At 63.7% G+C, this 23,754-nt stretch carries 26 protein-coding genes and 1 pseudogene; 15 read left to right on the top strand and 12 right to left on the bottom strand.

All coding sequences use genetic code 11. The features are described 5' to 3' along the window. Positions 1-5 precede the first annotated feature (5 nt). The 5 genes from rimM to ABIB66_RS09245 all read left to right on the top strand — a co-directional run bounded on the left by rimM (position 6) and on the right by ABIB66_RS09245 (position 3,991). On the top strand, positions 6-584 hold the full coding sequence (gene rimM, locus ABIB66_RS09265; RefSeq protein ID WP_354209673.1) for a ribosome maturation factor RimM: 579 nt from the start codon (positions 6-8) through the stop codon (positions 582-584). A 117-nt stretch (positions 585-701) separates the two neighbouring features. Then, complete coding sequence (trmD, locus tag ABIB66_RS09260) at positions 702-1,457, top strand: tRNA (guanosine(37)-N1)-methyltransferase TrmD (protein WP_354209674.1); 756 nt, start codon at positions 702-704, stop codon at positions 1,455-1,457. A 110-nt stretch (positions 1,458-1,567) separates the two neighbouring features. After that, positions 1,568-1,954: a 50S ribosomal protein L19 gene (gene rplS, locus ABIB66_RS09255; protein WP_354209675.1), complete on the top strand. Its 387-nt coding sequence runs from the start codon at positions 1,568-1,570 to the stop codon at positions 1,952-1,954. 325 nt (positions 1,955-2,279) lie between these two features. After that, positions 2,280-3,686, top strand: a complete 1,407-nt coding sequence (gene leuC, locus ABIB66_RS09250; protein ID WP_275174624.1) for a 3-isopropylmalate dehydratase large subunit — start codon at positions 2,280-2,282, stop codon at positions 3,684-3,686. A 95-nt stretch (positions 3,687-3,781) separates the two neighbouring features. Then, entirely contained in the window at positions 3,782-3,991 is a 210-nt protein-coding gene (locus tag ABIB66_RS09245; RefSeq protein ID WP_275174623.1) for a hypothetical protein, read from the top strand. 123 nt (positions 3,992-4,114) lie between these two features. On the opposite strand, the gene ABIB66_RS09240 is transcribed toward ABIB66_RS09245, so the two are convergent. From ABIB66_RS09240 to ABIB66_RS09230, 3 genes are all read right to left on the bottom strand, one after another. Next, positions 4,115-4,666, bottom strand: a complete 552-nt coding sequence (locus tag ABIB66_RS09240) for a hypothetical protein (protein ID WP_354209676.1) — start codon at positions 4,664-4,666, stop codon at positions 4,115-4,117. A 152-nt stretch (positions 4,667-4,818) separates the two neighbouring features. Beyond that, positions 4,819-5,079 (bottom strand): hypothetical protein, encoded by a 261-nt coding sequence (locus ABIB66_RS09235; protein ID WP_354209677.1) that lies wholly within the window; start codon positions 5,077-5,079, stop codon positions 4,819-4,821. A gap of 42 nt (positions 5,080-5,121) precedes the next feature. After that, positions 5,122-5,403 carry a hypothetical protein gene (locus tag ABIB66_RS09230; protein WP_354065026.1) on the bottom strand — a complete coding sequence of 94 codons (282 nt, stop codon included), beginning with the start codon at positions 5,401-5,403 and terminating at the stop codon, positions 5,122-5,124. A 155-nt stretch (positions 5,404-5,558) separates the two neighbouring features. Between ABIB66_RS09230 and ABIB66_RS09225 the strand changes: the two genes are divergently transcribed. The 4 genes from ABIB66_RS09225 to ABIB66_RS09210 all read left to right on the top strand — a co-directional run bounded on the left by ABIB66_RS09225 (position 5,559) and on the right by ABIB66_RS09210 (position 8,233). Then, entirely contained in the window at positions 5,559-5,960 is a 402-nt protein-coding gene (locus ABIB66_RS09225; RefSeq protein ID WP_275174620.1) for a metallopeptidase family protein, read from the top strand. 88 nt (positions 5,961-6,048) lie between these two features. Further along, positions 6,049-6,654: a 3-isopropylmalate dehydratase small subunit gene (gene leuD, locus ABIB66_RS09220; RefSeq protein WP_018459795.1), complete on the top strand. Its 606-nt coding sequence runs from the start codon at positions 6,049-6,051 to the stop codon at positions 6,652-6,654. A gap of 80 nt (positions 6,655-6,734) precedes the next feature. Continuing rightward, positions 6,735-7,520, top strand: coding sequence for a glycosyltransferase family 32 protein (locus ABIB66_RS09215; protein ID WP_354209678.1), 786 nt, complete (start codon positions 6,735-6,737; stop codon positions 7,518-7,520). A 293-nt stretch (positions 7,521-7,813) separates the two neighbouring features. Further along, complete coding sequence (locus ABIB66_RS09210) at positions 7,814-8,233, top strand: hypothetical protein (RefSeq protein ID WP_354209679.1); 420 nt, start codon at positions 7,814-7,816, stop codon at positions 8,231-8,233. Between the two features lie 7 nt (positions 8,234-8,240). On the opposite strand, the gene ABIB66_RS09205 is transcribed toward ABIB66_RS09210, so the two are convergent. Further along, positions 8,241-9,014, bottom strand: coding sequence for an N-acyl homoserine lactonase family protein (locus ABIB66_RS09205; protein WP_354209680.1), 774 nt, complete (start codon positions 9,012-9,014; stop codon positions 8,241-8,243). Between the two features lie 11 nt (positions 9,015-9,025). After that, positions 9,026-9,919, bottom strand: coding sequence for an AraC family transcriptional regulator (locus tag ABIB66_RS09200; RefSeq protein ID WP_354209681.1), 894 nt, complete (start codon positions 9,917-9,919; stop codon positions 9,026-9,028). A gap of 191 nt (positions 9,920-10,110) precedes the next feature. Between ABIB66_RS09200 and ABIB66_RS09195 the strand changes: the two are divergent. After that, positions 10,111-10,867 (top strand): annotated as a pseudogene (locus ABIB66_RS09195) (SDR family NAD(P)-dependent oxidoreductase). 180 nt (positions 10,868-11,047) lie between these two features. Here the strand turns inward: ABIB66_RS09195 and ABIB66_RS09190 are convergent. Continuing rightward, positions 11,048-12,724, bottom strand: a complete 1,677-nt coding sequence (locus ABIB66_RS09190; RefSeq protein ID WP_354254714.1) for a methyl-accepting chemotaxis protein — start codon at positions 12,722-12,724, stop codon at positions 11,048-11,050. Between the two features lie 500 nt (positions 12,725-13,224). Between ABIB66_RS09190 and ABIB66_RS09185 the strand changes: the two genes are divergently transcribed. Further along, the gene (locus tag ABIB66_RS09185) at positions 13,225-14,196 is read left to right on the top strand and encodes a helix-turn-helix transcriptional regulator (protein WP_354209683.1); all 972 of its coding nucleotides are present in this window, start codon (positions 13,225-13,227) and stop codon (positions 14,194-14,196) included. Between the two features lie 54 nt (positions 14,197-14,250). Here ABIB66_RS09185 and ABIB66_RS09180 read toward each other — a convergent pair whose 3' ends face one another. Further along, entirely contained in the window at positions 14,251-15,132 is an 882-nt protein-coding gene (locus tag ABIB66_RS09180; RefSeq protein ID WP_354254712.1) for an HpcH/HpaI aldolase/citrate lyase family protein, read from the bottom strand. Between the two features lie 110 nt (positions 15,133-15,242). Here ABIB66_RS09180 and ABIB66_RS09175 point away from each other — a divergent pair, with 110 nt between their 5' ends. Then, entirely contained in the window at positions 15,243-15,902 is a 660-nt protein-coding gene (locus tag ABIB66_RS09175; RefSeq protein WP_354209685.1) for a carbonic anhydrase, read from the top strand. A 96-nt stretch (positions 15,903-15,998) separates the two neighbouring features. On the opposite strand, the gene ABIB66_RS09170 is transcribed toward ABIB66_RS09175, so the two are convergent. Beyond that, positions 15,999-17,033 (bottom strand): aspartate-semialdehyde dehydrogenase, encoded by a 1,035-nt coding sequence (locus ABIB66_RS09170; protein ID WP_275174609.1) that lies wholly within the window; start codon positions 17,031-17,033, stop codon positions 15,999-16,001. Positions 17,034-17,149: 116 nt separating this feature from the next. On the opposite strand from ABIB66_RS09170, the gene ABIB66_RS09165 reads away from it, so the two are divergent. Further along, complete coding sequence (locus tag ABIB66_RS09165) at positions 17,150-17,938, top strand: hypothetical protein (RefSeq protein WP_354064737.1); 789 nt, start codon at positions 17,150-17,152, stop codon at positions 17,936-17,938. Between the two features lie 156 nt (positions 17,939-18,094). Then, positions 18,095-18,481 (top strand): hypothetical protein, encoded by a 387-nt coding sequence (locus ABIB66_RS09160; protein ID WP_199198455.1) that lies wholly within the window; start codon positions 18,095-18,097, stop codon positions 18,479-18,481. A gap of 179 nt (positions 18,482-18,660) precedes the next feature. On the opposite strand, the gene leuB is transcribed toward ABIB66_RS09160, so the two are convergent. Continuing rightward, positions 18,661-19,773: a 3-isopropylmalate dehydrogenase gene (gene leuB, locus ABIB66_RS09155; protein ID WP_085348446.1), complete on the bottom strand. Its 1,113-nt coding sequence runs from the start codon at positions 19,771-19,773 to the stop codon at positions 18,661-18,663. Between the two features lie 264 nt (positions 19,774-20,037). Here leuB and ABIB66_RS09150 point away from each other — a divergent pair, with 264 nt between their 5' ends. Then, positions 20,038-21,237 (top strand): YbfB/YjiJ family MFS transporter, encoded by a 1,200-nt coding sequence (locus ABIB66_RS09150; RefSeq protein ID WP_354254710.1) that lies wholly within the window; start codon positions 20,038-20,040, stop codon positions 21,235-21,237. Positions 21,238-21,369: 132 nt separating this feature from the next. Here the strand turns inward: ABIB66_RS09150 and ABIB66_RS09145 are convergent, their stop codons facing one another. The 3 genes from ABIB66_RS09145 to ABIB66_RS09135 form a co-directional block, all read right to left on the bottom strand. Continuing rightward, positions 21,370-22,152: a molybdopterin-dependent oxidoreductase gene (locus ABIB66_RS09145; RefSeq protein WP_354209687.1), complete on the bottom strand. Its 783-nt coding sequence runs from the start codon at positions 22,150-22,152 to the stop codon at positions 21,370-21,372. Between the two features lie 15 nt (positions 22,153-22,167). After that, positions 22,168-22,797 carry a cytochrome b/b6 domain-containing protein gene (locus ABIB66_RS09140; protein ID WP_354209688.1) on the bottom strand — a complete coding sequence of 210 codons (630 nt, stop codon included), beginning with the start codon at positions 22,795-22,797 and terminating at the stop codon, positions 22,168-22,170. Positions 22,798-22,979: 182 nt separating this feature from the next. Next, positions 22,980-23,534 carry a fasciclin domain-containing protein gene (locus ABIB66_RS09135; protein ID WP_354209689.1) on the bottom strand — a complete coding sequence of 185 codons (555 nt, stop codon included), beginning with the start codon at positions 23,532-23,534 and terminating at the stop codon, positions 22,980-22,982. Between the last annotated feature and the right edge of the window lie 220 nt (positions 23,535-23,754).

The raw sequence follows: 23,754 nt of genomic DNA, 5'->3' as shown, positions 1-23,754 counted from the left end.
AGATCATGCCGGCGCTGGTCTGCGTCGCGCGGATCGGCGCCGCGCATGGCGTGCGCGGCGCGGTCAAGCTGTGGACCTTCACGGAAGATCCATTTGCCGTGCGGACTTACGGTCTGCTCTCGTCCAAGGACGGCAAGCGCCAGTTCGAGGTCGCAACGGCGCGCGCGGCCAAGGATCATCTGGTTGCGACGTTCAAGGGCGTCACGACCCGCGATGAGGCCGAGCGCCTCAACGGCATCGAGCTCTACGTCGCGCGCGAAAAGCTGCCCGCGACGGACGAGGGCGAATATTACCACACCGATCTGATCGGGCTCGCCGCCGTCACCACGGCGGGCGATGCGCTCGGCCGCGTGCTCGCGATCCACAATTTCGGCGCCGGCGACATCATCGAGATCGCGCCGCCCAAGGGCACCACGATGCTGCTGCCGTTCACGGACGCGGTGGTGCCGGAGGTCGACATCGCCGGCGGCCGCGTCGTGATCGCGCTGCCGCAGGAGATCGAGGCAGAAGACACGGAGGAGGATTCCTCCCCGAGTCGTCCCGGCCTAGTGCGCAACTTGCGCACGGAGGGCCGGGACCCATAACCACAGGCCAGAATTTTTAGCTAAGCTGATCGCTCCAGCCGTCGCAAAACGAAATGCGGTGGTTATGGGTCCCGGATCTGCGCTCCGCTTGTCTGGGACGACAATAACTGAGATCCGATGACCAATCCCTCACCCTGGCGCGCGACCGTGCTGACGCTGTTTCCGGAGATGTTTCCGGGGCCGCTGGGCGTGAGCCTGGCCGGCCGGGCGCTGGCTGGCCGGCTCTGGGAGCTGGAGGCGCGGGACATCCGGGCCTCGGCCAAGGACCGCCACCGCAGCGTCGATGACACCCCGGCCGGCGGCGGCCCGGGCATGGTGCTTCGGGCCGATGTTCTGGCGGCCGCCATCGATGCCGCCGAAAGCGAGCAGAACCGGCCAAAATTGCTGATGAGCCCGAGGGGGCGGCCATTGACCCAGGCCCGCGTCCTGGAACTGGCCAAGGGCCCGGGTCCCCTGATCGTCTGCGGACGGTTCGAGGGGGTGGACCAGCGCGTGATCGACGGGCGGGGCCTGGAGGAGGTCTCGATCGGGGATTACGTGCTCTCCGGCGGGGAAATCGCGGCCCTGGCCCTGATCGACGCCTGTGTTCGGCTGCTGCCGGGCGTGATGGGCAAGGAGGCCTCGGGAACCGAAGAGAGCTTCTCCGACGGCCTGCTCGAATACCCCCAATACACCCGGCCGCAGCTGTTCGAGGGGGTTCCGATCCCGGAGATTCTGACCTCCGGTGACCATGCCAAGGTCGCCAGCTGGCGGCGGGCGGAATCCGAGGCCCTGACGGCGGCCCGGCGACCGGATATGTGGGCCCAAATTCCGAGCAAAGTCCCGAATCGGGCCGGACGCCAAAAAACGCCAAAAAACAAGACAGACGGGTGACAAACGCTCCGGCTTGCCTTATAGCAGCGGCCACATCCGCAATGGCTGGATAAACGAATTTCGCGCAGCCCCCGTTTTCCAAGGCTGGGCGCGCCGATGGAGATTTACCCATGAACCTGATCCAACAGCTCGAAAAAGAGCAATTCGACAAGCTCTCCGCCACCAAGGAGATTCCGGAGTTCGGTCCCGGCGACACCGTGATCGTCAACGTGAAGGTCGTCGAAGGCGACCGCACCCGCGTGCAGGCCTATGAAGGCGTTTGCATCGGCCGTTCCGGCGGCGGTCTCAACGAGAGCTTCACGGTACGCAAGATTTCGTACGGCGAAGGCGTGGAGCGCGTGTTCCCGGTGATGTCGCCGATGATCGACTCGATCAAGGTGGTGCGCCGCGGCAAGGTGCGTCGCGCCAAGCTCTATTATCTCCGCAACCTTCGCGGCAAGTCGGCCCGCATCGTCGAGAAGAAGCAGGACCGCCCGGCTGCTGCCGTCAACGAGTAAGCTCCGCTTACAGGCGAGTTACCGAGAGCGCGGGGCCAAACCCCGCGCTTTTTTGTTGCGTCAGCCGTGCGCGTCAAAGCCCTCGCGATTCCAATTCGGCCTGCTATATATTCTTGGAATGTTTCCAGATTTGACCAGCCCCTCGCCCGTCAAGCGCGTCGTCATCGACGATCGCTCGCGGCTGCCCGGCCGGTTCTTCGGACGCTTCGCGACCTCGGCAACGTCAGAGCTTACGCGCGCAGCCTAAAAGCTGCGCTGACGATTTTGTTGCCCCGCGCGCCAGCCGCGCAACCCGCTCTACACAACATTCCTGGAGCTGATGCTCATGTCCAAGCCGACCACATTGTACGACAAGATCTGGAACGACCATCTGGTGCACGAAGCCGAGGACGGCACCTGCCTGCTCTATATCGATCGCCATCTGGTGCATGAGGTCACTTCACCGCAGGCGTTCGAAGGCCTGCGCGCCACCGGGCGCAAGGTCCACGCTCCGGAGAAGACGCTGGCCGTCGTCGATCACAACGTGCCGACCACGGACCGCACCAAGCCGAACCCCGACCCTGAAAGCATCGAGCAGATCAAGGCACTGGCCGACAACGCCAAGGAATTCGGCATCGAATATTATGACGAGTTCGACAAGCGTCAGGGCGTCGTCCACGTCATCGGACCCGAGCAGGGATTTACGCTGCCCGGCACCACCATTGTCTGCGGTGACAGCCACACCTCGACGCATGGTGCGTTCGGCGCGCTCGCGCACGGCATCGGCACCTCGGAAGTCGAGCACGTGCTGGCGACGCAGACGCTGATCCAGAAGAAGGCAAAGAACATGCGCGTCACCGTCGACGGCAAATTGCCGGACGGCGTGACGGGCAAGGACATCATCCTCGCGATCATCGGCGAGATCGGCACCGCGGGCGGCACCGGCTACGTGCTCGAATACGCCGGCGACGCGATCCGCGCGCTCAGCATGGAAGGCCGCATGACGGTCTGCAACATGTCGATCGAAGGCGGCGCGCGCGCCGGCCTGGTCGCGCCGGATCAGAAGGCGTTCGACTTTCTGCGCGATCGTCCGAAGGCGCCGAAGGGCGCGGATTGGGACGCGGCGATGCGTTACTGGGAGAAGTTGCGCTCCGACGAAGGCGCGCATTTCGACCACGAGCTGCGGCTCGATGCAGCGAAGCTGCCGCCGATCGTGACCTGGGGCACTTCGCCTGAGGACGTCATCTCGGTCACCGGCAGCGTGCCGGATCCCGACAAGATCGCGGACGAGGCCAAGCGCCTGTCGAAGCACCGCGCGCTGAAATATATGGGCCTGACCGCGGGGACGAAGATCACCGACATCAAGCTCGACCGCATCTTCATCGGCTCCTGCACCAACGGCCGTATCGAGGACTTACGCGCCGCCGCCAAGATCGCGGAAGGCAAGCAGGTCGCAGGCGGCGTCAACGCCATGGTCGTGCCGGGCTCCGGCCTCGTGAAGGAGCAGGCCGAGGCTGAAGGTCTGGACAAGATTTTCATCAAGGCCGGCTTCGAATGGCGCGAGCCCGGTTGCTCGATGTGCCTCGCGATGAACCCGGACAAGCTGGCTCCGGAGGAGCGCTGCGCCTCGACCTCGAACCGCAATTTCGAGGGCCGCCAGGGCTTCAAGGGGCGGACCCATCTGGTGTCGCCGGCGATGGCCGCAGCCGCGGCGATCGCGGGTCACTTCGTCGATATCAGGGAGTGGCGGTAAGCTGCTCGCTGCAATTTGAGCGATCGCGGCAAACCGCCGTTAATCGGCAGCGCCGACACTGCGTCCTCGCGAGGGTTTCGCGAGGACACGAGCTCATGGCCGGCAAACCTGAATATGTCGATCTGATCAGCGCGGCGACGCCCCAGCATCGGCGGCGCGCGGCACCGCTGCGGATGATCGCCAGGCCCGAGGTCGAGGAGGCCTCGAAGCTCAGCCGCTGGCCGCCGGCGATGTTCAAGCAGTGGAAGCTGGAGAACCTCACGCGCTGGACGTCGGCGACGTGGAAACTGAAGGATTGGCTCTAGCCACATCCTCCGTCATGGCCGGGCTTGTCCCGGGCATCCACGAACTTTCTGCACAAGCCCGGAGAACGTGGATGGCCGGGACAAGCCCGGCCATGACGCGTGCGGAGCTAGCAGCAACTCACATTACCAATAGCGATACGGATGGTGCCAGCGATGCCAGCGGCAGACGCGGCGCGGGCCGTAATAGGTCCAGATGACCCGGCAGCGGCGCGGATGGCTGTAATAGGGATAGTAGCCGCCATAGTAGCGCCGGTGGAAATGGCGATGGCCGTAATAGGCGGGGCGATAGATGCCGTAGCGATGGAATCCGCCTCCGCCATAGTGGCGAACTCCGCCGTAGCGATAGCCGCCGCCATGAAAGGCGGGCGCGGCGCGGAAGCCACCCGCGTGGAAACCACCGCTGCGGAAGCCACCGATATGCCCTCCGCCGCCGTGGAAGCCGCCTCCACCATGGAAGCCGCCGCCATGACCGCCGCCGCCGTGTCCGCCGCCGCCACCGTGGCGAACCGGGATCATGTCGTCGCTTGCGGCCTTTGCCGCCGGCAACGCCGTCGGATTGATCGGGGTCATCGCTTCAGCAGGACGCGTGGTCCCGGCCGACAGCATCAGCGTCGCGGCGGCCGCAATCCCGAGCAAGCGCATCGGGCTTGCCCTGAGACCCAATATTCTCAGCATGGACTTCTCCCTGAATCTGGACAGCGGAGTTGCGACGCTCGTTTCCGGCGCGCGTCATCCCTGTTCATTGGCGGTCGCTCCCAAGATTAAATTCGGGACAGCGACGTGAATGCCTCATGAATGAACGACGGGTCCGGTGTCGTGTCGCGATGTCACCACCACGGCCCGAAGCCCAGCACGAACGGTGCGGGCACGCCGTAAGCATAAGGGCGGTAGTAGACAGGCCGCGCGTAGTAATGCGGATCAGGACGCGGAGCGTATCGCACGACGTCGGACCGCACATGTCGGCGCCCGTCGAACACCGCGCGCCCGGCCGACGCATCGGGCAGCTTCGTCACCCTGTGCGCTGCGGACGCGTGAGGCAGGCCTGCGGCAAGCCCGACGGCAACCGCCAACGCGAACCATCTCGTCATGACGACCTCCGCCTCAGGCGCGCGACGGGCACGGCGTTCGTATCAGCCCCGGCGCCAGTAGCAGCTCATATGCGGCACGATCACCGTGCCGCTGGGGCGATATTCCTGCACATAGGTGGCGTTGCACTCGCGGACCGCATCGGGACCCGGGTTGTAGCGCGGATAGACGCCATCCGGAGTGTAATAGGGCGTGACGCGCAGGCGCGCCGGGGGCCGCTTGCGCGGCGCCGGGAGATCGTCTCGCGAGGCTGCCTGGGCCAGCCTGATCCCGGGAGCCGCGGTCTGGGCCTCCGCGCCAACGCAAAACTGCGAAAACAACCCCATGCACAGTAGCGTCAGCGCTGTTTTCGCTCGCATTTTTCCGCCCATTTGAACGTCCACTTCGAGGCCCTACGCTCCCCGTTTTGACGGCGCCCGTCAACCTCGCCGCGCTTATAAAGCCGGATGCATCGCCGCGAAACCCACGCTATGAGAAGCCCATGTGGACGGAATTGAAAGCGCCCTCGCTGGCCGAGATGGAAGCGATGGCGCACGAAGTGTTCGAACGCCTGCCGGCGGGGTTTCGTAGGCTGTGCGAGGGCGTGATCATCCGCGTCGACGACTTCCCCACCGAGGAGGTCCTGGACGAGATGGCATGCGAGAGCGAGTTCGACCTGCTCGGCCTGTTCCAGGGCGTCGGCCTGCCGCAGCAGAGTTTCGGCGACGTGGCGCGGCTGCCCAACATGGTCTGGCTCTACCGCCGGCCGATCCTGGATTACTGGGCCGAGCACGACGAAAGCCTCGGCCATATCGTCCGCCACGTCCTGATCCACGAGATCGGCCATCATTTCGGCCTGTCGGACGACGATATGGCCGCGATCGAGGCTCAAGAGCCCGGTTAGACAGACGAGATCTGCCGAATTCGGCCTAGGATTCGGGCCCCGATCGCGATAAATACCGGTTCCTAGACCACCCCGGGAAAGCGCAACCATGGACAAGTTCACCACGCTGGAAGGCGTCGCGGCGCCGCTGAAGATCATCAATGTCGACACCGACATGATCATTCCGAAGCAGTACCTCAAGACCATCAAGCGCACCGGCCTTGGCAAGGGGCTCTTCTCCGAGCAGCGCTACAAAGACGACGGCAGCGAGAATCCCGATTTCGTCCTCAACCAACCCGCCTATCGCAATGCGAAGGTGCTGGTTGCCGGCGACAATTTCGGCTGCGGCTCGAGCCGCGAGCACGCGCCCTGGGCACTGCTCGACTTCGGCATCCGCTGCGTGATCTCGACCTCGTTCGGCGATATCTTCTACAACAACTGCTTCAAGAACGGCATTCTGCCGATCCGCGTGGCCCAGGAAGACCTCGACAAGCTGTTCGACGACGCCGAGCGCGGCGCCAACGCGACGCTGACGATCGACCTGCCGAACCAGGAGATCCGCGGCCCCGACGGCGGCAAGGTCAAGTTCGAGATCGACCCGTTCCGCAAGCACTGCCTGATCAACGGCCTCGACGACATCGGCCTGACGATGGAGAAGAAGGCCTCGATCGACACCTATGAGGACAAGCTCAAGCGCGAACGCGCCTGGGCCTGATCTCAAGTTTTGTTCGAGCCCCGGTGCTGACAGCGCCGGGGCTTTTTCTTTGCCAGCGTTGTCCTCTATAGCTTGCGCCCATGTTGCCCGACATCGTCACCTTCTGGCACGGCCCAATGGACGCCCTGCGCCAGACCTGTCTGCGCTCGCAGCTGGCTGCCGGCCATAAGGTCACGGTCTACAGCTTCGACACCATTCCCGGCCTGCCCGCAGGCATCGCGAATGCGGATGCCGAGGCGATCCTGCCGCATGCGTTCTCCGAACGATTGCGACCGCCGCAGCCGGACGGCAGCTGGCGCGACTGGACCACGCTTCAGTTCAGCGACTTCTTCCGCATGAAGCTGATGGCGAAGGGCCTCGGCCTCTGGCTCGACGCCGACGTGCTGCTGCTCAGGCCGGTCGAGATCGATCCGGCAAAGCCCTACTTCGCGTGGGAGCGGCCACGCCAGCTCGGCAACTCCGTGATTTACCTTCCGCCCGAACACGGCATCGTTGCCGCCTTCGAAGAGCTGATGGAGCAGGAGGAGCTGACGCCGAATTGGCTGTCGTTGCGCCATCGCGTCACGTTTGCGATGCGCCGCCTGCGCGGCGGCTCGAACCGCCTCTCCGACATCCGCGTCGCGATCTTCGGGCCGGCAGCACTCACCGCGCTCGCGCGTCGGACCGGCGAGCTGCAAAACGCACTGCCGAAGCAATCGTTCTACGCCGTGCATGCCGAGCCAAAGCTGTTCTTCGATCCCTCGAGCTATCTCGGCCTCGTCACCGACCGCGACATCATCGGCCTGCACATCTCGCCCAAGGGCCGCGGCGGCGAGAAGCCGATCCCGGGCAGCCTGTATGCGTGGGCGGCGGAGCGGTTTGGGTAACTCTCCCCTGTGCCCTGGGGAAACCGCGTAGAAACTTCGTAAAAGGTCGTCATGCCCGGGCTTGTCCCGGGCATCCACGTTCTTCGCGCTACCCGGTAAGGCGTGGATGGCCGGGTCAAGCCCGGCCATGACGATGTGGAAGGATTTGCGCCTGACAGGCGATCACGTTGCACCCGTCGCCGACACGCTGCAGCGCGTCCGGGACACTGGATTTCAATTTGATCCAGCGCAACGCGCACCTGCACCATTGTGCCTAGTCTTGCTCCAATTCCGCCGTTCGAATGGAGCTTCGCATGAGCACCGCAACCAGGCCTTATCCCATTGTCCAGGACCTCATCGAGTCCTTTGCAAGCTGGCTGAAGCATCGCCGCGAGCTGAACGAGATCCGGCAGCTCGACCGGGCCGATTTCGACCGGATCGCGCAAGACTTGCGGATCGCGCCTGACGATCTGGAGGAGCTGGTCCGTCACGGCAAGCACTCCGCCGACGAGCTGCCGAAGATGCTCGAGCAGCTCGGCATCAGCGCCGAAGGGCTCGGCCGCGCGCATCCGCTGCTGCTGCGCGACATGGAGCGGGTGTGCGCACTTTGCAGCCACAAGGCCCAGTGCGATCGCGAGCTGGCCGACGGCACCGCCGTGGAGAACTACCACGGCTTCTGCGCCAATGCCTCGACGCTGGAATCGCTCGATCGTGCCGCGATCGTGCCGCGGTGACGCGCGCTTACACGATCCAGTCTGGCGCGTGAGGCAGCTCGTCGCTCTCAGCCGTATCGTGATTGATCCAGATCTCGGCATTCTCGGAGCGAAGCAGCTCGACCACTTTGGCCACGGACGCGACCGTTGCCTGCGGGTCGGCATTGAAGGACGGCACGCGCATGTGCCGGAGGTTCTCGCGATTGTGCGCGACGTCGCCGCTCAGCAGCACAGCGCCGCGCCGCGGTAGCCTCACCATCAGCGAGCAATGCCCGAGGGTATGGCCCGGCGTGAAGATCATGCGCACAGCGCCGTCGCCGAATACGTCGTGGTCACCATCGACGATCTCGTAAGGCCGCTGCTTCAACGCTTTGTAATGCTGTAGCGAATAGCCGAATTCTTCAGGGTCCGGTCCGAACATGGCCTCGAATTCAGCCCGCTGGGCGATCCATCTTGCATTCTCGAACAGATCGACATTTCCGATATGATCGAAATGCGCGTGGGAAAGCAGGATCGTGCTGATATCGCGGGGCCTCACCCCGATTTCGTCCAATTGATCCGCGATGGGACGACGCACGATGCCGCGTATGCCATGGGCGATGATGCGTCCTTCCGGATGCTTCGATAGCTCATCCTCGATTCCCGTATCCCAGATCAGCCATTCGCCACGATGACTGACGAGATAGGCATTGCAGCTCAACGTCATGGGGACGCCGACATTGACGCCCGGAGAATAGATCGAACCGTCCGAGACCTGCGCAATGCCGCCGTCGAGGATGTAGAGTCTGTCAACCGTCGCCATTGGGGAACTCATCAAGCCGCCGATTCAATCCGCCGCTTCGCCTCGCGCATGTCGCGCCCAGGCGGCATGCCGAACAGCCGGGAATATTCTCGCGTGAACTGCGTGATGCTTTCGTAGCCGACCTGATGAGCCGCGGTCGCTATCTGCGCACCGTCAGCCAGCATCGCGCGGCGGGCTTCGATCAGGCGAAGCTGTTTCTGAAACTGTAGCGGAGTCAGCGAAGTGACGCTCCGGAAGTGCGCGTGAAATGCCGATGGGCTCATCGCCGCGGCCTTGGCCAATCGATCGACGCGCAACGGCTTGGCATAGCCGGCACGAATGAGCGCAACCGCGCGGCCGATCCGCTGTGCATGGCTATCGGCAATTCCGAGCGCCCTGATGGCTCCACCGTGGCGGCCGGCCAACAGCCAATAATGAAGCTCTCGCATCAGCTGGCCGCGCAAGATCGGCAAAGCCGAGGGACGGTCGATCAGGCGCAACAGCCGGAGCGCTGCGTCCGCGAGTTCCTGCTCTGTCGGCTCGACCCGCAGCGGCCGGGACGGAATGAACGGGAGCGAACCCATCTCGACCACCAGCCCCTCGATGATTGTGGGGTCGAGCTCGACGACGAGCGAAAGATAAGGCGCGGTCGCCGTCGCGCGCGTGATCTGGCTGACCGTCGGCACATCACTCGCAATCAACAAGGAATCGCCTGCACCGAAGTCGAAGGACGTCCGGCCGGTCGCCACACGTTTGGCGCCTTGCAAGACCAGTGCGACCAGAGGCCTGGAGATTGCGTACAGGAGCGCACTCGGCGCGGTCTCGCGGATGATCGAGACGCCGGCGAAGGGCCTGGAGGCGATGCCCTTGTCGTCGGCGTGAGCCGCGGAATAACGACTGGCGATCTGGAGCAGCGTTTCGGTCACGCGCCAATTTTAGGCCGAGCCCGGCGCCCAAGCAATCGGCACCGGCCGTTCAGGCAGAAAATCAGGAGTTTTGGGCAAGTCCGCCGTCGCCGGATCCCGGAGTGTTGGGCAAGACACTCCGAGGATCCGGCAACACCGGAGGGTCGATCGCAGGCAAACGGAGATCACCGCAACGCTTCGAGGAATTTCCGATGCCCACCATTTCTCTCGTCACCGGCGCCAGCCGCGGCCTTGGCCGCAACACCGCCATCGCCGTCGCACGTCACGGCGGCGATGTGATCGTGACCTATCGCAGCGGGGCCGCCGCAGCACGCGACGTCGTCGCAGAAATCGAAGCGCTCGGCCGCAAGGGCCGTCGCGCTGGAGCTTGACGTCACTGCCGTGTCGAGCTTTCCCGCGTTCGTCACAAAAGTTCGATCCGCGTTGGCGGAGCATTGGCGCGCCGAGAGATTCGATCACCTCGTCAACAATGCTGGCCAGGGCGAGATGGCTGCAATCGCAGAGACGACGGAGCAACAATTCGACGCCCTGTTCGCCACGCACGTCAAAGGACCATTCTTCCTGACGCAGGCCTTGCTACCCTTGCTCGCCGACCAGGGCCGGATCATCAACTTCTCCAGCGGGCTGACGCGCGTCTCGTTTCCGGGATTTTCCGCCTACGCGGCTGCGAAGGGCGCCATCGAGGTTCTGACCGTCTACATGGCCAAGGAATTTGGTGGACGCGGCATCACGGCCAACGTCGTTGCGCCGGGCGCGATCGAAACCGATTTTCTCGGCGGCGCGGTTCGGGACATGCCGGATTTGAACAACCAATTTGCGCAGATGACCGCACTGGGCCGCGTCGGTTTGCCCGACGATATCGGACCGATGGTCGCGAGCCTGCTCGGTCCCGACAATCGTTGGGTCACGGCGCAGCGGATCGAGGTGTCCGGCGGCCAGACGATCTGAGCGAGGCGCGATTGGGCTAAGAAGCGGGCGCGTCCCCGGCGCCGCTGCCGCCCGCAACATCGCCTTTTGATTCCCGCACGGCTACTGCGCCAATGCGTCGACATTGGACTCGCTCGATCGTGCCGACCATGCCGGCCTTGCAAATCCCGTAGCAGACCGTCAACGCGGTCTGCGCGAAGATCATGCACCAGCGGCCATCGCGGCGGCTTCCGCTGCGGCGCGCTGCATGCTGGTCGACATCTCGTTGGTCACCGTGCTTTGCTCTTCGATTGCCGCGGCCGTCGACGTCACATATTCGCTGACGTTGTTGATAGCCGTTTTGATCGAAGCCAAGGCGGTGACGACGTCGCCGGAGATGCCGTTGAGGCTGCCGATCTCGGCACCGATCTTGTCGGTCGCCTGCTTGGCCTGGTTAGCGAGGCTCTTGACCTCCGAGGCGACCACCGCGAAGCCGCGACCGGCTTCGCCGGCGCGGGCAGATTCGATGGTGGCGTTAAGTGCCAGGAGGTTGATCTGCCCGGTGATGTTGTTGATGAGCTCGACGATCCCGCTCATCGCCAGCGCCGCTTCAGTGAGGCGCTGGGCCTGGGCGTCGGCGGCGGCGACCTGATCGACCGCGCTCATCGCCGTCTCGCGCGATTTGGTCATGGCCTCGGAGATCTCCCGCACCGAGGCGTTCAGCTCCTCGGAACCCGCGGCGACCGATTCCATCATGCCGCGAACGCGCTCGTTGCCCATGCGGACCAGCACCTGCTTCGTGACATCGGTCGCATATTTCACGACCTTGAACGGCTTGCCGTTGAGATTCATGATCGGGTTGTAGGAAGCCTGGATGTAGACCTCTTTGCCGCCCTTGCCGATGCGCTTGTATTCGGCCGCCTGGTACTGACCGCGGTTGAGCGCCGCCCAGAACTCGCGATAGCCATTGCCATCGCGCTCCGACGACTCGACAAACATGCCGTGATGCTTGCCCTTGATCTCGGCCAACGAGTACCCGAGCGCGCTCAGGAAGTTGGCATTCGCGGTGATGACCGAGCCGTCCATGTTAAACTCGATCACCGCCTGCGCCTTCTCGATCGCCGCGATCTGACCGGCGAGATCGGCGGTCTTCAGCTTCTCGGCCGTGACGTCGGTGGCGAATTTGGCGACGCCGAAGGGTTTGCCGTTCTCATCGAGGAGCGGATTGTAGGAGGCGAGGATCCAGACCTCACGACCGCCCTTGCCGATGCGCTTGAACTCGCCGGCCTGGTATTCGCCACGGTTGAGCGCGGCCCAGAACTCGCGATAGGCCGTGCCGTCGCGCTCGGCCTGTGGCACGAAGAGGCTGTGATGCTTGCCTTGGATCTCGGTCAGCGAATAGCCGAGCGCGTTGCAGAAATTCTCGTTGGCGGTGACAATGGTGCCATCGAGCGTGAACTCGATCACGGCCTGCGCACGGCTGATGCCGGCGATCTTGGAAGCGTCCGCCATGCTGCGGATCTTCTTCCCGGTGATGTCGGTCGCAATCTTGGCGACCCTCACCGTCTTGCCGTTGTCGTCGAGCACCGGATTGTAGGATGCTTCGATCCAGACCTCACGGCCGCCCTTCGCGATCCGCTTGACCTCGCGCGCCTGATACTCGCCATGGTTCAATGCGGCCCAGAACGCCTTGTACTCGGCGCTATCGCGCTGGTCGGCGGGAACGAACATGGAATGATGTTTGCCCTGGATTTCATCGAGCCGATAGCCGAGGGCGTCGAGAAAATTCTTGTTAGCCGTGATGATCGTCCCATCAAGATTGAATTCGATCATGGCTTGCGACCGGCCGATTGCCTCAATCTGAGCTTGTGCATCGACACGGGATTTACGACCGAACATTTCATCGCTCCGAAATTGATGGCCCGTTTGCAGCGCGTGGGCTTGCAAGCGATCGCAGAATTCATGATCTCGCTCGGAATCTCACGAGGACCGACCGTTCGTCGGCTCCGCGACCCAGCACATGAACGAGCTATACGAATCGAATTATCAGAGTATTTGTCCGATCGAAGACACAATGGCCGGATTCCGCCAACGCGATTAGCCGGACAGAAACTTCCCGACCTTTGCTGACTCGCCGAACAGGCCATCGGCTTTGAATTGCGAAGAAAGGCCTAAAGATCGTTCTCGATAGTCGGCAATGCGGCCGGCAACGATCGATCACGAGTCCGTGGTCCCGAGGATCAGGTATGCGTATGGGGATCGGACAATTGGTCGCAGCCGACATGAGCGCGTTCATGCCTCCTCGAGTGATCCAGCCACGTCCGACAGCCGTTTCATTCAGTCTCGCATTGGCAGCGCCGGGGAGGCGATACGCTAGTCTCTGCGGGGAGGAATCTGATTTGGGCGGCGTCTCTTATCTCGACCGGTATCCTTTGCTTCAGTCGCGCGACAGCGAGTTCGCGCGCGACCGCCTGTTCGCCGAATATGGCGCCGACCGCTTCGACAAGCACGGCGGCGAGTTCGGTATCCACGCCAATTTTGCTCGCTTGCAATCGATCGGCCTCGCGTTCTGCGGCTACGACGGTGCGGCGTCGCTCTCCTTTCCAGAATCGCAGATTCTCCGCCAGTTCTTCTCCATCCAGGGGGCTGCGAGCTTCAGGACCAATGGGAGCAGCGAGCTGATTGAGGCCTTCAGTCCGATCATCTCCGGAGACGCCAGGCTGGATCTCGAGTTTGCGCCGGGCTATCGCCAATTGGTGCTGAGGATCGATGCCGGCGCACTCGAGCGGTTGCTCAAGACAATCCTGGGCGATGATAGCGACACGGAGCTGCGTTTCGCCCCGGGCGAAGCTGATCCGTCGGTGATGACTCATGTTCGTCAGGACGTCTTTAGATTCGCGGAGGAGTTGGACAGGTTCGGCCAGGATTACTCCCCCATAGCCATCGGCGAACTTGAGCGGGCGCTGATGGTTCGAATTCTTCTGGCGCACCGGCACAATTTCACTGACCGGTTTCAGGGCCCGGCACCGGGCGCCAACCGATCCGTCATCGACATCGTCGAATCCTACATCGAGGCTCATTGGGACGAACCAATCGATCTGGAGAAGATGGCCGCAATCGCCAACGTCAGCGTGCGGACGATTTATCGGGAATTCTCCCTGGCGGGGCGGGGATCACCGGGTCAGTTCGCGCGGCGCTTCCGGCTGCAGCGGGCGACGGAGCTCTTGCGCCATCCCGATGAGCAGACCAGCGTAGTTGCCGTCGCGTTCAAATGTGGCTTCCAGAATCTTGGGCGCTTTGCATCGGAATATCGGCGAGCGGTCGGTGAGCTACCATCCGAAACCTTAAAGAATGCGAGACGAAGGCAGTGACGCGACGACGCAGTTCCTGAATTCGCAGCAAAGCGCTGTCGCAAGCGGCGAACCTCAACCCTTGCCCATCGCCGCAATCGCATCCGCGATCTCGATCGTGCGCCGCGCCATGTCGGCGTGCAGGCGCTCCACCATGGCGCCGTCGAGACGGATCGCGCCGCGCGAGACGTTCTCCGGCAATTCGAACGCGGCGATGATCTTTCGGGCGCGCGCGACTTCCTCTTCGGGCGGGGTGAAGATCGCGTTGCAGGCTTCGATCTGCGCGGGATGGATCAGCGTCTTGCCGTCAAAACCGAGATCGCGGCCTTGCGCGCATTCGGTGGCGAAACCGTCGGAGTTGGCGATGTCGCTGTAGGGGCCGTCGAGGATTTCGAGGCCATGGGCGCGCGTTGCCAGGATGCAATGGGTGATCATCGGGACCATCGCGGCGCGGCCGGGCAGCATCTTGATGCGCGTCTCGCGCGAGATGTCGTTCGGGCCGAACACGAAGCCTGACAGGCGCCGCGCGGGATCGCGCCCCGCGGCCGCCAGCTCTTCGGCATGCAGCACCGCGCGTGCGGTCTCGATCATGGCCCAGACCTTCACGGTCGGCGCCGCGCCGAGTTCGGCGAGGCGGCGACCGATCGTGTCGAGGTCCTCCACGCTTGAAACCTTTGGAACCAGGATGCCGTCCGGCGAGGCCTTCGCCGCCATCGCGACATCGTCGGCCCACCACGGCGTGTCGAGACCGTTGGTCCGGATCAGGATCTCGCGCTTGCCGAACCCTTTGGCGGCGATCGCGGCGGCGATGCCGTCGCGCGCCACGGCCTTGGCATCGGGCGCGACGGAATCTTCCAGATCAAGGATCAGGCCGTCGGCGGCGAGATTACGCGCCTTTTCCAGCGCGCGGGGGTTGGAGCCGGGCATGAACAGATGGCTGCGGCGCGGGCGGGTCATGCAAGCGTTCCTTCCGTTTCCTCGTCTCACTTCCGACCGAAGCGGATAGCATCTGGCCTGCCTATTCGAAAGGCTTGTTCGCCCCAGCGGTATATGATTAGGCATAAGCCATGACCACATTCCCAGAGCATTTGCTGGAAGGCTACAAGGCCTTCGCCACCCAGCGGCTGCCGACCGAGCAGACCCGCTACCGCGAGCTGTCGGTGAAGGGGCAGTTCCCTGAAGTGATGGTGATCGGCTGCTGCGATAGCCGCGTCTCGCCCGAAGTGATCTTCGACGTCGGACCGGGCGAACTCTTCGTTGTCCGCAACATCGCCAATCTGGTGCCGGTGTATCAGCCCGACGGCAACGCGCATGGCGTCTCGGCGGCGCTGGAATATGCCGTGACGGTGCTGAAGGTGAAGCACATCGTGGTGCTCGGGCACGCCCAGTGCGGCGGCATCCGCGCCTTCGTCGACAAGATCGAGCCGCTCACGCCGGGCGACTTCATCGGCAAATGGATGCAGATGTTCATCAAGCCGGGCGAGGTGGTGGAGCAGCGCGACCACGAGACCATGGCGCAATTCGTCGAGCGCATCGAAAAGGCCGCGGTGTTCCGCAGCCTGGAAAACCTGATGACCTTCCCGTTCGTGCAGAAGGCGGTCGAGAGCGGCCAGATGCAGACCCACGGCGCCTATTTCGGCGTCGCCGAGGGATCGCTGTTCGTGCTGGACAAGGACGCGAAGGAATTCAGGAACGCGCGAAGCGTGGCTTGCATCCGTGGTTCGTAGGGTGGGTTAGCCGAAGGCGTAACCCACCGCTTCTGTCGCCGCGGAGCCGAAAGAGGTGGGTTACGCCTTCGGCTAACCCACCCTACGGCGGCGGAGTTACGCCGCCTTCTTCTTCGCGCTGATCAGCTTGCGGTTGATCAGGACTTCCGCGATCTGGATCGCGTTGAGCGCGGCGCCCTTGCGTAGATTGTCCGACACGCACCACAGCACGAGGCCGTTCTCCACCGTCGCGTCCTCGCGGATGCGGCTGATATAGGTGGCGTCCTCGCCGGCGGCTTCATACGGTGTGGCGTAGCCGCCAGGCTCATGCTTGTCGATGACGAGGCAGCCCGGCGCCTTGCGCAGGATGTCGCGCGCTTCGTCCACGCTGATCGGATTCTCGAACTCGATGTTGACGGCCTCGGAATGACCGACGAAAACCGGCACGCGCACGCAGGTCGCGGAGAGCTTGATCTTGGGATCAAGAATCTTCTTGGTCTCCGCCATCATCTTCCACTCTTCCTTGGTGTAGCCGTCCTCCATGAAGACGTCGATCTGGGGAATGACGTTGAAGGCGATGCGCGCGGGAAACTTGTTATTGACCAGCTCCTGGTTGGTGTAGACGGCCTTGGTCTGCGAGAACAATTCGTCCATCGCATCCTTGCCGGCGCCCGACACCGATTGATAGGTCGAGACCACGACGCGCTTGATCGTCGCCTTGTCGTGCAGCGGCTTGAGCGCGACCACGAGCTGCGCGGTCGAGCAGTTCGGGTTGGCGATGATGTTCTTCTTCTTGAAGCCGGCGGTCGCGTCCGCATTCACTTCCGGTACGATCAACGGCACGTCCGGATCCATGCGCCAGGCCGAGGAATTGTCGATCACGACCGTGCCGGCGGCGCCGATCTTCGGCGACCATTCCTTCGACACCTCGCCGCCGGCCGACATCAGGCAGATGTCGACGTCGGAGAAGTCGTAATGCTCGAGCGCTTTGACCTTCAGCGTGCGGTCGCCGTAGGAGACCTCGACGCCCATGCTGCGGCGTGACGCCAGGGCCACAACCTCGTCCGCGGGGAATTTGCGCTCATCGAGGATGTTGAGCATTTCCCGTCCGACATTGCCGGTCGCGCCGACGACTGCGACTTTGTAACCCATCGTTCACTCTCCGACGAAAAAGCTCGTTCCTGAAGCTGAGGCTTAAACAGGAAGAGCAGCGCTTCTATGCGAGAACCGGCCTCAAGACAACGTTGGACCATGCCTTAGGGACGTGAATGCAGTCGCCCGAGGCCAGCTCGGCCGCAAACCCCACCCAGATCCATCTGGCGCTTGCAGCCTTCGCCGACGAGGTCGTCGGCACGCTGGCACGCTTGTTCGCCTATGTGGGGGCTTTGGTGCTGTTTGCCATCCTCGGCCTGGCGGCACTCGGCCAGCTGCCAAACTTGCGCGACGACGAGCCGGCGCTGAAACCGAATTGGAGCGTGGCCGACCGGTCGCCTCCGGCCTTCGCCCTCAGCCGGCTCGATTCGTCAGAAAAAACAGCCTCTTACACCATCCTCAGGCACCCCGAAGGCGGCCGCAGGGACGTGATGCGCTGGGCGGGCGAGGCGGACGAGGCCGTGGCCGAGCTCGAGATTTACCGGGAAGGCGGCGAATTCGACGTGGCGCGTCCGGCAACGATGGACCTGGCCGTCCGGATGGGACTGGGCACCGCGAACCCGCTGGAGCAAGCCGGCCTGATCGACACGAAGTTCGGCCCCGTCGCCCTGTTCCGGCCGACCGGCATCCCGGAAGGCACGCGGGCCTGCCTCGGCTACCTCAAGCGCAGCGAGGAGCCGGCGCTCCAGATCTCCGGATTTTCCTGCCAGGGCGACAGCCTGCCCGCCCGGCGCGCGGCGATCGCCTGCACGCTGAACCGGCTGACGCTGTTGACCTCGGGCAACGAGCCGAAGCTGGCCGAATTGTTCGCCCATGCGGAGCTGAAGCGCCGTCCCTGCGCACCGCCGGGATCGTCGGACTGGCTGCTCGGCGCCGCCAATGCGCAATTGCGCGGAGCGCTTTGACCGGCATCAAGCTCAAGTGGCTGTATCCATGCAACTTTTGCCGGCGCGCACGATTATTCAGCGCTGGTGTGACCCAATAGACCTAGTTGCAGCCGCCCCGGCCGGGTTAGTATGAGGGTGAAATTGATTGGCGGCTTGCCGCCTGAAGGGGACGTGATGAGCTCGAATTTCTCTGCCGCGAACAAACTGGCGATGTGGCTTGCGGCCGGCGCCGTGATTGCCATGTCCTCAGCCTTCGCGACACCCGCCTCGGCCGATACCAAGAAGCAGCGCTATGACAACGGCCGTCCCTATTACGGTCCGAGCGGCCCCAACGCGACCTATCAGCAGGGCCGCACCCGCATCTATGTGAGCAAGCGCTCCTGGCTCGACGGCGGCACCGAGGTCAATCCGGGCGACCGCAAGTTCTCCGACTACGCCTTCCCGCCGGCGGTGGGCTATCCGACCTTCGCGCGCGAAAATCTCAACCGCCCGATCGATCGCCAGCCGCTGAGTACGCCGCAGGATGTTGGCGGCTATCCGCAGAATTTCCCGCTGTACTGAGGCGGACATATCGACCGAATCAAAATGGCCGGGCTCGCGCCCGGCCATTTTTGTTTCGTGCCACACCGTCATTCCGGGGCGGCTCGAAGAGCCGAACCCGGAATCTCGAGATTCCCCGGTGCGCAATTGCGCACCTGTGGTCTGGTGCTACGCACCATCCCGGAATGACGGCACTCATGTTACGCGTGCAGCTTCTGCAATTCCTTCAGGATCGCTTCGCCCATCTGCGTGGTCGAGGCGGCAGTGGTGCCTTCCGACTTGATGTCGGCGGTGCGCAGGCCGCTGGCCAGCACGGCGGCGATCGCGGCGTCGACCTTGTCGGCGAGCGCGCCCATGTCGAAGGAGTAGCGCAGCGCCATGCCGAAGGACGAGATCATCGCGATCGGATTGGCGAGGCCCTGGCCTGCGATATCAGGCGCCGAGCCGTGCACGGGCTCGTACAGCGCCTTGCGCTTCTTGCTCTTGACGTCGACCTCGCCGAGCGAGGCCGAGGGCAGCATGCCGAGCGATCCCGTCAGCATCGCAGCGATGTCGGACAGCATGTCGCCGAATAGATTGTCGGTGACGATGACGTCGAACTGCTTCGGCCATTTCACCAGCATCATGCCGCCGGAATCGGCGAGCTGATGCTCGAGCGTGACATCGGGATATTCGCGCTTGTGGACCTGGGTCATGACCTCGTTCCAGAGCACGCCCGATTTCATGACGTTGCGCTTCTCCATCGAGGTCACCTTGTTCTTGCGCTTCTTCGCAAGCTCGAAGGCGACGCGGCCGATGCGCTCGATTTCATAGGTGTCGTAGACCTGGGTATCGATGGCGCGCTTCTGGCCATTGCCGAGATCGGTGATGGTCTTGGGCTCGCCGAAATAGACGCCGCCGGTGAGCTCGCGCACGATCATGATGTCGAGGCCCTCGACCGCCTCGCGCTTGAGGCTCGAGGCCTCCGCGAGCGCCGGGTAGCACACGGCGGGACGAAGGTTGGCGAACAGACCGAGGTCCTTGCGCAGACGGAGCAGGCCGGCTTCGGGGCGCACCTCGTAGGGCACCGCGTCCCATTTCGGGCCGCCGACCGCGCCGAAGATGATCGCGTCGGCGTCCTTGGCCTTGGCCATATCGCCTTCCGAGATCGACACCTTGTGCGCGTCGTAGGCCGAACCGCCGACGAGGCCGGTGTCGGTCTCGAACTTGGCGATTCCCGCCGAATTGAGCCAGTCGATCAGCCGCTTCACCTCGCCCATCACCTCGGGGCCGATACCGTCGCCGGGAAGCAGCAGCAGTTTGTGGGTCGCCATGGTCGTTCTTCCTCCGTTTCGTCATGGCCGGCATAGCCGGCCAAAGGACGGCGTCGCTTCCGCTCGCCTATGTCCCGGCCGTCCACGTCCCTGCTTATGGCGCGAAGAACGTGGATGCCCGGCACAAGGCCGGGCATGACGGCATCTCGTGAATTTCGGCCGGAGTGCTAGAGCGGCGTTGCGTGCTTGGCAAGACACCATTGCCGCTTCGGTTCTGTGCAAGGCGGGCAGGGCCTGCCACACTGCGCATGCCGGAGTACCCCCTTGCACGCACCTGACTTCCCCCCGCCCGCCCACCCCGCGCGGCTGATCCTGACCCTGTCGCTGGCTGCGACGGTCGGGCTCGGCATCGGCCGCTTTGCCTATGCCCTGGTGCTGCCGGACATGCGGGAGGACCTCGGCTGGTCCTACTCGGCGGCCGGTTTCATGAACACCATCAACGCCGTCGGCTATCTCGTCGGCGCCCTGGTGGCATCCCGGTTGATCGAACGGGTCGGCTGGTCGGCCGCGATCCGCGGCGGAACCCTGGCCTGCGTCGCGGCGCTTGCGACTTGCGCGCTGACCGGGAATTTCGTTGCGCTGAGCCTGGCCCGTCTCGTGCTGGGCGTTGGCGCCGCAGCCGGCTTCGTCGCCGGCGGCGCGCTGGCCGCTTCCATCGCGCAGTCGCGGCCGGAGCGGGCCAATTTCCTGCTCAGCCTGTTTTATGCCGGGCCCGGCATCGGCATTCTCGCCTCAGGGCTGATCGCCCCGTTCACGCTGCAATATTTCGGGCCGGGCTCGTGGTGGGTGGTGTGGTGGGCGATGACCCTGCTGTCCGTTGTGATGACCGTGCCGCTGTTCCTGGTCCGCATCGAGAGCGGCGTGCGTTTCTCGCAAGGCAGCCACGGCGCTTTCGAGATTCTTCCGGTGCTGATCTATCTCGCCGGCTACTTCCTGTTTGGCGCGGGCTACATCGCCTACATGACCTTCATGATCGCCTATGTGCGCGACGGAGGCGGCGGGGCCGCGGCGCAGGCGGCGTTCTGGAGCCTGATCGGCTTGAGCGCCTTCGTCACGCCGTGGGCCTGGCGCCGCGTGCTCGCGCTCGATCGCGGCGGACTGGCCACCGCCATCATCCTCGGCACCAACGCGCTCGGCGCCGCCCTGCCGATGCTCGGGCATTCGCCGGCATGGCTCGCGGTGTCAGCCGTCGTGTTCGGCGTCGCGTTCTTCGCCGTGGTCGGCTCGACCACCGCCTTCGTGCGCTTCAACTATCCGCCCGAGGTGTGGCCGGCCGCGATCGCGGCGATGACGATCTCGTTCGGCGTCGGCCAGACGCTCGGCCCGATCGTGGTCGGCGCGATCACGGATGCGCTGGGGAGCCTGAGTTACGCGCTGAATGTGTCTGCAGCGCTACTGGCGCTGGGCGCTCTAGCAGCGCTGTGCCAGCGGAAGGTGGGGCCCGCCAAAAAAACGGTTCAGTAGGGTGGGTTAGCCGAAGGCGTAACCCACCACGTCTGTCGCCGCGGAAACCAAAGAGGTGGATTACGCCGAGCAGATGCGCTTCGCGCATCTGCAGGGCTAACCCACCCTACTGCAGCTTCGCCGGAGCGACGATCAGCTCCCGCTGAACGAATTGTACCCCTGGTCTTCCCAGTAACCGCCCTTGTAGTCGTTGGTGACTTCCATCGACACCACGTATTTCGGGTTCTTGAAGCCGAGCTTGGTCGGCACGCGGATCTTCATTGGAAACCCATACGCGCGCGGCAGGATTTCGCCGGCGTATTTGAACGTCATCTGGGTCTGCGGATGCAGCGCAGTGCGCATGTCGAGCGGAGAGTTGTAGCCGTCCTTATCGGCACACTGGAACCAGACGTATTTGGCGCGGGTGTCGGCGCCGATCAGCTTGAGGAAGTCGCGCATCGGCGTGCCGGTCCAGCTGCCGATCGCGCTCCAGCCCTCGACGCAGATGTGACGGGTGATCTGTGTGACCTGCGGCAGCTTGTACAATTCCGGAAGCGTCCATGACTTCTTGTTGTCGACGAGACCGCGAACTTCGAGCTTCCAGTCGGCACCGTCGACATCGGGCGCGTCGTCGAGATCGTAATAGGCGTTGAACGGAAACGGTTTTGTGATCGCGCTCTCAGGAAACGTCGGCGCCAGGGCGTCGGGATTGAAGATGAAATCCTGCACGGCATCGTTGAACTTCGAGACACTCTTCAGCATCTCCTCGGCGGAGGAGGAGTCGATCACGTCGCAGCCGGTGAGCAGCGTCAGCGCCCCTAAGCTGGCGCCGCCCGCGATGAAGCGGCGGCGGCTGACCTCTGGCATCGTCTTGATGGAGTCCTTGATCAGCAGCCGCTTGTCGACGCCGGGGATCAGGAATGAGCGCTTGGCCATGGTTCTTGCTCCGCTCTAGCGGCCGATGATCATCGCACGCAGGCTCTTCGGCACCAGCAGCGCGAGTAAAACGTGAATGACGAGGAAGGCGCAGATGGCGGCCATGCAGAAGAAATGGATGTAGCGCGCGGTTGGATAGTCGCCGAACAGGCTCACGAGCCAGTGCAATTGCACCGGCTTCCACATCCCCAGCCCCGACAGCACGATGATCACGCCGACCAGGATGATGCCGGCATAGAGCGTCCGCTGCACGTAATTGTAGACGGTGAGATCGGCATGGCCGAGCTTGAAGGTCAGGGCAGCCCTGACATCATGGAGCACGCCGGACGGGGTGATCGGCAGCAGTTTCTTGCGGAAGCGGCCGGTGGCGAAACCCGTGACGAGATAGGCAAGGCCGTTGATCATCAAGAGCCACATCGCCGCAAAGTGCCAGAGCAGGCCGCCGCCGAGCCAGCCGCCGAGCGTGTACTCGCGCGGAAAGCTGAAACCGAACAGCGGCGAGGCGTTGTAGATCTGCCAACCCGACAGGATCATCAGGATCATGGCGAGGGCGTTGATCCAGTGCATGACCCGGACCCAGGCCGGCTGGATCACTTTGACCGGGGTGGCGCTGACCTGCTCGTCGGTGACAGTGAGGCTCGACATGGCGGTTCCGTCCTGAACATCGTCTGACAGCAATTATACGCCGATGCGTCCGCTTTCGTTACGCCCTGCCCGGCATCGAATCCATACCGGCGGTCTATCGTGGTCACAATAAAGCGAGCCGGGTGCCCCCGGCTCGCCATTTCGTCGCATCCGGCTCGGGGATGAAGCCGGACTGCGCGGTGTTACGTCGCCGGCATCAGCACGGTGTCGACCACATGGATCACGCCGTTCGACTGGTTGACGTTGGAGATCGTCACCATCGAGGTGCCGCCCTTGGCATCGACGATCCAGACCTTGCCGTCCATCTTCTTCACCGTCAGCTCCTCGCCTTCGGCGGTCTTCATCTTCTTGCCGTCGATGAGATCGGAAGCCTCGAGCTTGCCGGGCACAACATGGTAGGTCAGGATCCTGGTCAGCGTCGCCTTGTTCTCAGGCTTGACCAAGGTATCGACGGTGCCGGCCGGCAGCTTGCCGAAGGCGGCGTTGGTCGGCGCGAACACCGTGAACGGGCCCTTGCCTTCCAGCGTCGGCACCAGGCCGGCCGCCTTCACCGCCGCCACCAGCGTGGTGTGGTCCTTCGAGTTGACGGCATTCTGGACGATGTTCTTGGACGGGAACATCGCGGCGCCGCCGACCATGACGGTCTTTTCCTCGGCGCGAACAGGCGCGACGACGGTCGCGGTGATGGCCAGCGCGCTGAAAGCTGCAGCGGTAAGATAGGCAATGCGCTTCGACATGGAGAGTCTCCCGATTGGATGGTGACCGGCGGTCGCCGGCGTTGGTTGGGCAACAACGGTGGCTGCGACCTGTGAGCGTGAAGCAGCAGCGACGTCGTTGGCTCGAATTACGGGAGGGTTTGCGAAGCGGTTTCGGATTAAACTTCTTTGTGATGCGTGAAACTAAGTGCGGGTTTGCTCGTGGGGTGAGGCGAGCGCACCACACACTCCGCTGTCGTCC

This window comes from Bradyrhizobium sp. F1.13.3 (assembly GCF_040548265.1).
Lineage (GTDB): Bacteria > Pseudomonadota > Alphaproteobacteria > Rhizobiales > Xanthobacteraceae > Bradyrhizobium.
The sequence above is the reverse complement of the archived record's forward strand: the minus strand, read 5'-3'. Positions and strand labels throughout refer to the sequence as shown.

Excerpts from the sequence above, each read along its gene's own strand:
- ABIB66_RS09135 (WP_354209689.1), bottom strand. The coding sequence starts at position 23,534 with ATGTCGAAGCGCATTGCCTATCTTACCGCTGCAGCTTTCAGCGCGCTG.
- ABIB66_RS09215 (WP_354209678.1), top strand. The coding sequence starts at position 6,735 with ATGTTGCCCGACATCGTCACCTTCTGGCACGGCCCAATGGACGCCCTG.
- ABIB66_RS09240 (WP_354209676.1), bottom strand. The coding sequence starts at position 4,666 with ATGCTGAGAATATTGGGTCTCAGGGCAAGCCCGATGCGCTTGCTCGGG.
- ABIB66_RS09170 (WP_275174609.1), bottom strand. The coding sequence starts at position 17,033 with ATGGGTTACAAAGTCGCAGTCGTCGGCGCGACCGGCAATGTCGGACGG.
- ABIB66_RS09205 (WP_354209680.1), bottom strand. The coding sequence starts at position 9,014 with ATGGCGACGGTTGACAGACTCTACATCCTCGACGGCGGCATTGCGCAG.
- ABIB66_RS09165 (WP_354064737.1), top strand. The coding sequence starts at position 17,150 with ATGCAGTCGCCCGAGGCCAGCTCGGCCGCAAACCCCACCCAGATCCAT.
- rimM (WP_354209673.1), top strand. The coding sequence starts at position 6 with ATGCCGGCGCTGGTCTGCGTCGCGCGGATCGGCGCCGCGCATGGCGTG.
- leuD (WP_018459795.1), top strand. The coding sequence starts at position 6,049 with ATGGACAAGTTCACCACGCTGGAAGGCGTCGCGGCGCCGCTGAAGATC.
- ABIB66_RS09235 (WP_354209677.1), bottom strand. The coding sequence starts at position 5,079 with ATGACGAGATGGTTCGCGTTGGCGGTTGCCGTCGGGCTTGCCGCAGGC.
- ABIB66_RS09245 (WP_275174623.1), top strand. The coding sequence starts at position 3,782 with ATGGCCGGCAAACCTGAATATGTCGATCTGATCAGCGCGGCGACGCCC.
- ABIB66_RS09210 (WP_354209679.1), top strand. The coding sequence starts at position 7,814 with ATGAGCACCGCAACCAGGCCTTATCCCATTGTCCAGGACCTCATCGAG.
- ABIB66_RS09175 (WP_354209685.1), top strand. The coding sequence starts at position 15,243 with ATGACCACATTCCCAGAGCATTTGCTGGAAGGCTACAAGGCCTTCGCC.
- leuC (WP_275174624.1), top strand. The coding sequence starts at position 2,280 with ATGTCCAAGCCGACCACATTGTACGACAAGATCTGGAACGACCATCTG.
- ABIB66_RS09180 (WP_354254712.1), bottom strand. The coding sequence starts at position 15,132 with ATGACCCGCCCGCGCCGCAGCCATCTGTTCATGCCCGGCTCCAACCCC.
- ABIB66_RS09190 (WP_354254714.1), bottom strand. The coding sequence starts at position 12,724 with ATGTTCGGTCGTAAATCCCGTGTCGATGCACAAGCTCAGATTGAGGCA.
- ABIB66_RS09145 (WP_354209687.1), bottom strand. The coding sequence starts at position 22,152 with ATGGCCAAGCGCTCATTCCTGATCCCCGGCGTCGACAAGCGGCTGCTG.
- ABIB66_RS09140 (WP_354209688.1), bottom strand. The coding sequence starts at position 22,797 with ATGTCGAGCCTCACTGTCACCGACGAGCAGGTCAGCGCCACCCCGGTC.
- leuB (WP_085348446.1), bottom strand. The coding sequence starts at position 19,773 with ATGGCGACCCACAAACTGCTGCTGCTTCCCGGCGACGGTATCGGCCCC.
- ABIB66_RS09225 (WP_275174620.1), top strand. The coding sequence starts at position 5,559 with ATGTGGACGGAATTGAAAGCGCCCTCGCTGGCCGAGATGGAAGCGATG.
- rplS (WP_354209675.1), top strand. The coding sequence starts at position 1,568 with ATGAACCTGATCCAACAGCTCGAAAAAGAGCAATTCGACAAGCTCTCC.
- ABIB66_RS09160 (WP_199198455.1), top strand. The coding sequence starts at position 18,095 with ATGAGCTCGAATTTCTCTGCCGCGAACAAACTGGCGATGTGGCTTGCG.
- ABIB66_RS09230 (WP_354065026.1), bottom strand. The coding sequence starts at position 5,403 with ATGGGGTTGTTTTCGCAGTTTTGCGTTGGCGCGGAGGCCCAGACCGCG.
- trmD (WP_354209674.1), top strand. The coding sequence starts at position 702 with ATGACCAATCCCTCACCCTGGCGCGCGACCGTGCTGACGCTGTTTCCG.